The sequence below is a fragment of the Staphylococcus sp. HMSC059F04 genome (assembly GCF_001812565.1).
Taxonomy (GTDB): Bacteria; Bacillota; Bacilli; order Staphylococcales; family Staphylococcaceae; genus Staphylococcus; species Staphylococcus lugdunensis.
Genome location: NZ_KV809470.1, coordinates 219072 through 225261 on the forward strand (window position 1 = coordinate 219072; position 6190 = coordinate 225261).

The 6190-nt window shown below is 35.2% G+C and carries 6 protein-coding genes; 3 read left to right on the forward strand and 3 right to left on the reverse strand.

What is annotated here, in order from left to right; genetic code table 11:
• Positions 1-63: 63 nt before the first annotated feature.
• Positions 64-798, reverse strand: coding sequence for a glucosamine-6-phosphate deaminase (nagB, locus tag HMPREF2864_RS08020; protein WP_002460700.1), 735 nt, complete (start codon positions 796-798; stop codon positions 64-66).
• Positions 799-845: 47 nt separating this feature from the next.
• Positions 846-1517, reverse strand: a complete 672-nt coding sequence (locus HMPREF2864_RS08025; protein WP_002479012.1) for an N-acetylmannosamine-6-phosphate 2-epimerase — start codon at positions 1515-1517, stop codon at positions 846-848.
• 166 nt (positions 1518-1683) lie between these two features.
• Here HMPREF2864_RS08025 and HMPREF2864_RS08030 point away from each other — a divergent pair, with 166 nt between their 5' ends.
• Entirely contained in the window at positions 1684-2481 is a 798-nt protein-coding gene (locus HMPREF2864_RS08030; RefSeq protein WP_002479011.1) for a MurR/RpiR family transcriptional regulator, read from the forward strand.
• A gap of 95 nt (positions 2482-2576) precedes the next feature.
• Here HMPREF2864_RS08030 and HMPREF2864_RS08035 read toward each other — a convergent pair whose 3' ends face one another.
• On the reverse strand, positions 2577-3440 hold the full coding sequence (locus HMPREF2864_RS08035) for an ROK family protein (protein ID WP_070572173.1): 864 nt from the start codon (positions 3438-3440) through the stop codon (positions 2577-2579).
• Between the two features lie 241 nt (positions 3441-3681).
• Between HMPREF2864_RS08035 and HMPREF2864_RS08040 the strand changes: the two genes are divergently transcribed.
• Both HMPREF2864_RS08040 and HMPREF2864_RS08045 read left to right on the forward strand, forming a co-directional pair.
• Positions 3682-4563, forward strand: a complete 882-nt coding sequence (locus HMPREF2864_RS08040) for an N-acetylneuraminate lyase (RefSeq protein ID WP_002460695.1) — start codon at positions 3682-3684, stop codon at positions 4561-4563.
• A gap of 33 nt (positions 4564-4596) precedes the next feature.
• A complete protein-coding gene (locus tag HMPREF2864_RS08045) occupies positions 4597-6126 on the forward strand; it encodes a sodium:solute symporter family protein (RefSeq protein WP_002479010.1) in 1530 nt (509 codons plus the stop codon).
• Positions 6127-6190: the final 64 nt, after the last annotated feature.

Consider the following 6190-nt stretch of genomic DNA (forward strand, 5'->3'; position numbering starts at 1 on the left):
ATGTAGAAACGTTAACTACACAGAATGGCTTTTATAGTATGTTATTTAGTGTATTTTGGTCAACTAAATGTTTAATGATTGATAAAGCGCGTTATCAACAATCACATCTACACGTTCATGTTGATGTAAAATAGACGCAGGTAAATCTTCAGTAATATGTCCATCTATCAATCTTTGTAGGGCATCATGTTTCTTGTCACCAAACGCTAATAGTATAATACGTTTCGCGCGTGTGATGTTATCTAGACCCATAGATATGGCTTGTTTAGGAACATCTGCTAACTTAGAGAAATGCACACTATTAGCTTGAATCGTGGATGTCGTCAAATTAACGACGCGGGTGTGACTATCAAAAGGTGTTCCTGGCTCATTAAAGCCAATATGCCCATTTTGACCAATGCCTAACAGTTGAATATCACGTTGACCAACCGATTGTAATAATGTTTCATAGCGCAATGCTTCGCTTTCAAGATTGTCTGCCGCACCATTTGGGATATGGATGAACGCTTTATTCCAGCCAGAATAGTTGTCAAATAAGCGTTCATGCATATAGTGATGATAACTGTGCTCATGATGTGCGTCTAAACCAACATACTCATCGAGGTTAAATGTGTGCACTTGAGAGACATCTATGTGATTTAAATCTAATAAATCAGTGAAATATGGATAAACGCTTGTCATCGTAGCTCCTGTTGCTAAACCTAATATTGCGTCAGGTTTATCTTGGAGTAATTTAATTAATTCTATAGCGACGTAGCGACTAGCTGTTTGCTGGTCTCCAAGATTTAAAATTCTCATATTTGAAACACCTCCAATGACATTCAATTTTAAAATAAATGTGTAAATTAATCTTCAGCTATCGCTTTAATAAAGCGTTCGGTAATTTGTTTTGGTCGAGTGATTGCACCGCCAACGACAGTACAATAAACGCCTAAATCACTCACTTGTTTATACATTTCTGGTGTGATGACATTGCCTTCAGCTATAACTTTGGCTGAAACTGAATTCAGTACATCCTTTAAAAAAGCAAATTCATTTTCGTATAAAATATGGCCTTTAGTATATGAGGTATAGCCTCTTAATGTTGTGCCAATATAATCAAATCCTAACTTATCTGCTTGCTGAGCTTCGTCTAATGTCGAAATATCTGCCATAATTTCTACGTTTGGTGCATGTTGTCGAATATAGTCAACTAATTCTGACAGCGTTTCTTTTGGGCGAGTTTGTTTCGTCGCATCTAACGCAATAACGTCACAGCCACTAGCGATCAATTCATCGACTTCCTTAGACGTTGCGGTAATAAAGACATCCGAATTGGCATAATCTCGTTTAACAATACCAATAACTGGTAAATTGACTTCGCGCTTTATCGCGAGTATATCTTCTTTAGTGTTGGCTCTGATGCCAACTGCGCCTCCTTGATAAGCGGCTAAAGCCATCTTAGACATAATAAATGATGAATGTAATGGTTCATCAGGTAAAGCTTGGCAAGAAACAATTAATCCTTGTGGTAACATGTTAAACACTCCAATTACTTTTGTTTAATTTGTAAAAGATAGGTCTAGAATGATTGGTTAATATCATCATATCATTAAGAAATTTTTTATCAATTTAAATTTAACTTTTGAAAAAGATTTTCAAATAGTCTACACTCAAGTTAATACGAATAAAGGACTGAGGATGATGAAATTTGATAATAGAGTACAACGTAGTCGGCACATACTAACAAAAATGGATCGCAAAATTGTCACATTTATTCAAGAACAAGAATTAGATGATCGCTTTTCTACTATTAATTCTCTTGCTTATGCCATTGGTACGTCTCCGGCCACTATTACACGTTTCAGTAATAAGTTAGGCTATGATAACTTTCAAGATATGAAATTTAGTGTACAACATGAAAAATCTGAAAAAATAGTCGAAAATGCGCCACTAGTACAACAAATTCACCGTTATCACCAACGTATTATACAACAGACAGGGGAATTTATTTCTGAGGAAAAGATTAAACGCTTTGCGCATAATTTAAAAACAAGACGTCAAATTAACTATGCTGGTTTAGGTAGTTCTGGGTTAACAGCCAGCGAATTTTATTATCGAACGATGCGTATGGGCTTAAAAGGAATGGTGTCCACAGATGCGCATCAGATGAAAATATCGGCGTCCTTGTTGTCAGCGCAAGATATGTTTGTTGCTATTTCTAATAGTGGAGAGACGATAGAATTAATTGAAGCAGCAGCGATTGCACATGATCAAGGCGCATATGTTGCGGTTATAACGAATTATGAAGGTAGTAGTATTACTGAAAAGGCAGACTTAGTACTGATTACTACGGATCAATCTCGAATTAATGATTCTCAATTTATTAATACGCAAATTGCCACTTTCTTTTTAATGGATATTGTCAGTTATCTCCTATTAAACGATCCCCATATGAATCAACTTTATCAGCATACACGACAGACAATATTAGGTAAATAGTGATTATAAGCTAAAGATTGGTACATCATTACTAGAACCAATTGATAAGGGAGCGGGACAGAATTCATAATGAATTCGTAGTCCTGCTCCCTTTATCATTCAACAAGTGCACCATACAAAGCAGCATGGTTTTTCGTGCGTGTTGTTTGAAGTCGAGCGCCTCCGTAGCCATGGGGTAAATAGTGCTGAATATGGGGTTCGATATATTGAATAAGCCTGTCACCTTGTGAGGAAATACCACCACCAATTAAGATTAAATCTGGATCATAGATGATTTGTATTTGCACAATTCCCTCAGCAACAGCATTTCCCCAATCATTAAGCAGTTGGACAGATTGCTTGTCGTCAGCTTCTGCAAGGTCAAAAAGTGCAGGAACGCTGATGTTTGCATCTAAGCCGTATGCTTTAATTAACGCTTTCAAAGCAGATGTTGAAGCCCGTTGCTCATAAGCTAAACCATCGCTTGAACGGTAAAGTAAGTAGCCAATTTCATTTGCGTGATAACGCGCCCCTGTATATAAGCCATGTTGTTGTGTGTAAAACGCGCCTCCAATACCAGTGCCTAATGTTAAACAGAAAATATGGCTTTCTGGATACTTATGTAATACAAGTTCTCCTAACAACGCTGCATCAACATCATTATGTACTGTAATATGATCAGACAAATCTCCCAAATGTTGTTGGAAATCAGTACCATTGTAATTTGCAATTGTAGGACCAGCGTAAATAATTGCTTTTCGTTCAGTGTCAACTACACCAGCCGTTGAAATACCAATATGTGGACGTTCTAGCTGATAATGTTGAATATACTTAGCAATTAAGTCATGAACCGTATCAATGATTAACGTTTTCTTATTATCAGGTGTTTTTATAGATTCATGCGCCAGCATATCTAAGTCCGTATTAAATACGGCAATTTTAATATTGGTACCACCAATGTCTACCGCAATTTTATACATCTATTATTCCTCCTTTATCAATTAACATTATATAAACAGTTGTTCGTAGTTAGAACAATATTTAATGTTTTGAAAATATTTTTCATAAAATTAAGACAAAAATGTTAAAACGTTTCAAAACATATTGTAACCTTATTAGAAAGCGTTTACAATTTTAATGTAAAAGTTGGGTTAATGGTTAAGTCTATTTATTATCTAAATAAACTTTGAATGAATAACAATGAAATTGGAGTGATAAACAATGGATAACAACTTGAAAGGCATATTTGCAGCGCTGCTTGTTCCATTTGATGAACAGGGACAAGTTAAAGAAGAGGGACTAAAACAAATTGCACGCAATGCCATTGAAACAGAAGGTTTAGATGGTTTATATGTAAATGGTAGTTCAGGAGAAAACTTTTTAATTAGTAAAGAACAAAAGAAACAAATTTTCAGATTAGCAAAAGAAGCGGTTGGCGATAAAGCAAAACTAATTGCTCAAGTAGGTTCATTAGATTTAAATGAAGCAATTGAATTGGGACAATATGCAACAGAATTAGGTTATGATGCATTATCAGCCGTTACGCCATTTTACTATCCATTTAGCTTTGAAGAAATTAAACAATATTATTTCGACATTATCGAGGCAACACAAAATAACATGATTATATACGCGATTCCAGACTTAACGGGTGTCAATATTAGTATTGAACAATTTGGGGAACTCTTTAATCATGACAAAGTGATTGGTGTGAAATACACAGCACCTAATTTCTTCTTACTAGAACGTATTCGTAAAGCCTTTCCAAATAAATTAATATTATCGGGATTTGATGAAATGCTTGTTCAAGCAACGGTATCCGGAGTAGATGGTGCGATAGGATCAACATATAACGTAAATGGACGTCGTGCGCGTCAAATCTTTGAATTAGCGCAACAAGGCAATGTATCAGAAGCGTATAAAATTCAACATGAAACAAACGATATTATTCAAAACGTGTTAGCGATGGGTATTTATCCAACTTTAAAAGAAATATTAAAAACGCGTGGTATCGATGGTGGTTTGCCAAAACGCCCATTTGCGCCATTCAATGAAGCGCATCGTGCCACATTAGACAACTTAATTAATAAATACAACTTGTAAAAACAAAATATTGAAAATTAAGAGGTGTTGTGAATGCAGCAAATAGGATTTGGATTTTGGAACTGGGTCGCAGTTCTACTGTATTTATTGATTATGTTAGCTGTAGGAGCTTATTTTACTAAACGTGCCAGTCAAAGCACAGATAGTTTCTTTACGGCTAGTGGTCGTTTACCGTCTTGGGCAGTTGGCTTTTCTATTTATGCAACAACGTTAAGTGCGATTACATTTATGTCTACACCCGAAAAAGCATTTTTAACGGATTGGGCATATATTGCAGGAAACATCGCAATTGTAGCAATTATACCTATTTTAATTGCATTTTACGTACCATTTTTCAAAAAGTTAAAAGTCACGTCAGCATATGAATATTTAGAAGCGCGCTTTGGACCAAGTGTTCGCGTTATTGGCTCATTACTTTTTGTCATTTTCCATTTAGGACGTATTGCAATTGTGATTTATTTACCAACACTAGCCATTACATCTGTATCAGATATGAATCCATTTTTAGTAGCGAGCTTAGTAGGAATATTATGTATTTTATATACGTTTTTAGGTGGATTTGAAGGGGTAGTATGGAGTGACTTTATCCAAGGTGTAATTCTATTGGGTGGCGCTTTAATGATTATTTTAATAGGCGCCTTTGAAATTAAAGGTGGTTTTGGCACAATCATTCATGATGCGATTGCTAATAAAAAGATTATGAGTGCAGATAACTGGAAATGGAATTCTGCAGCAGCATCGATTCCTATTATTTTCCTGGGAAATATTTTTAATAACTTACATCAATACACAGCTAGTCAAGATGTTGTTCAACGTTATCAAGCTTCAGATTCAATGGAAGAAACGAAAAAGTCATTGTGGACAAACGGTGTATTAGCACTTATTTCTGCACCTATTTTCTATGGTATGGGCACAATGATGTATTCATTTTATCAACATCAAGATAGCTTACCTAAGGGATTTAATACCTCTTCAGTTGTACCGTATTTCATTTTAACTGAAATGCCACCTTTTGTAGGTGGTCTATTGATTGCCGCAATTTTTGCAGCTGCGCAATCTACAATTTCATCAAGTTTGAATTCAATTTCAGCGTGTATATCAGAAGATATTAAACATCGTTTCTTTGGTAAAGGACGTGACAAGGACGAAGTTAATTTTGCACGTATCGTCATTATTATAGCTGGCTTGCTTAGTTATGGTATCTCTATGTATTTAATCGCAGCAGATTCAAATAACTTATGGGATCTCTTCTTATTAGTAACAGGTCTTTTTGGTGTACCACTTGCTGGTATCTTTGCGGTAGGTATCTTTACAAAGCGTGCAAATACATTTGGAGTGTTCGTTGGACTTATTTCAGGTGTAATCTTCGCGTATTTCTTTAATGGCATAGGTGGAGGCAATTCGCCATTTTATGTATCAATTATATCATTTATGATAGCCTTTATTTTTGGATATCTTATCAGTTTAGTTGTTCCAGCTAAATATGCAAAGGATATTACAGGATTAACTATTTATGATAAAGACAAGCCTTCAAACTATGTATCTAAAGTTGCAAATAAATAATTTTATAGCAGTAGTTTAATAAAAGATAAAAACAGTCTTGGACATGCATCTCAGAAAAATAGCG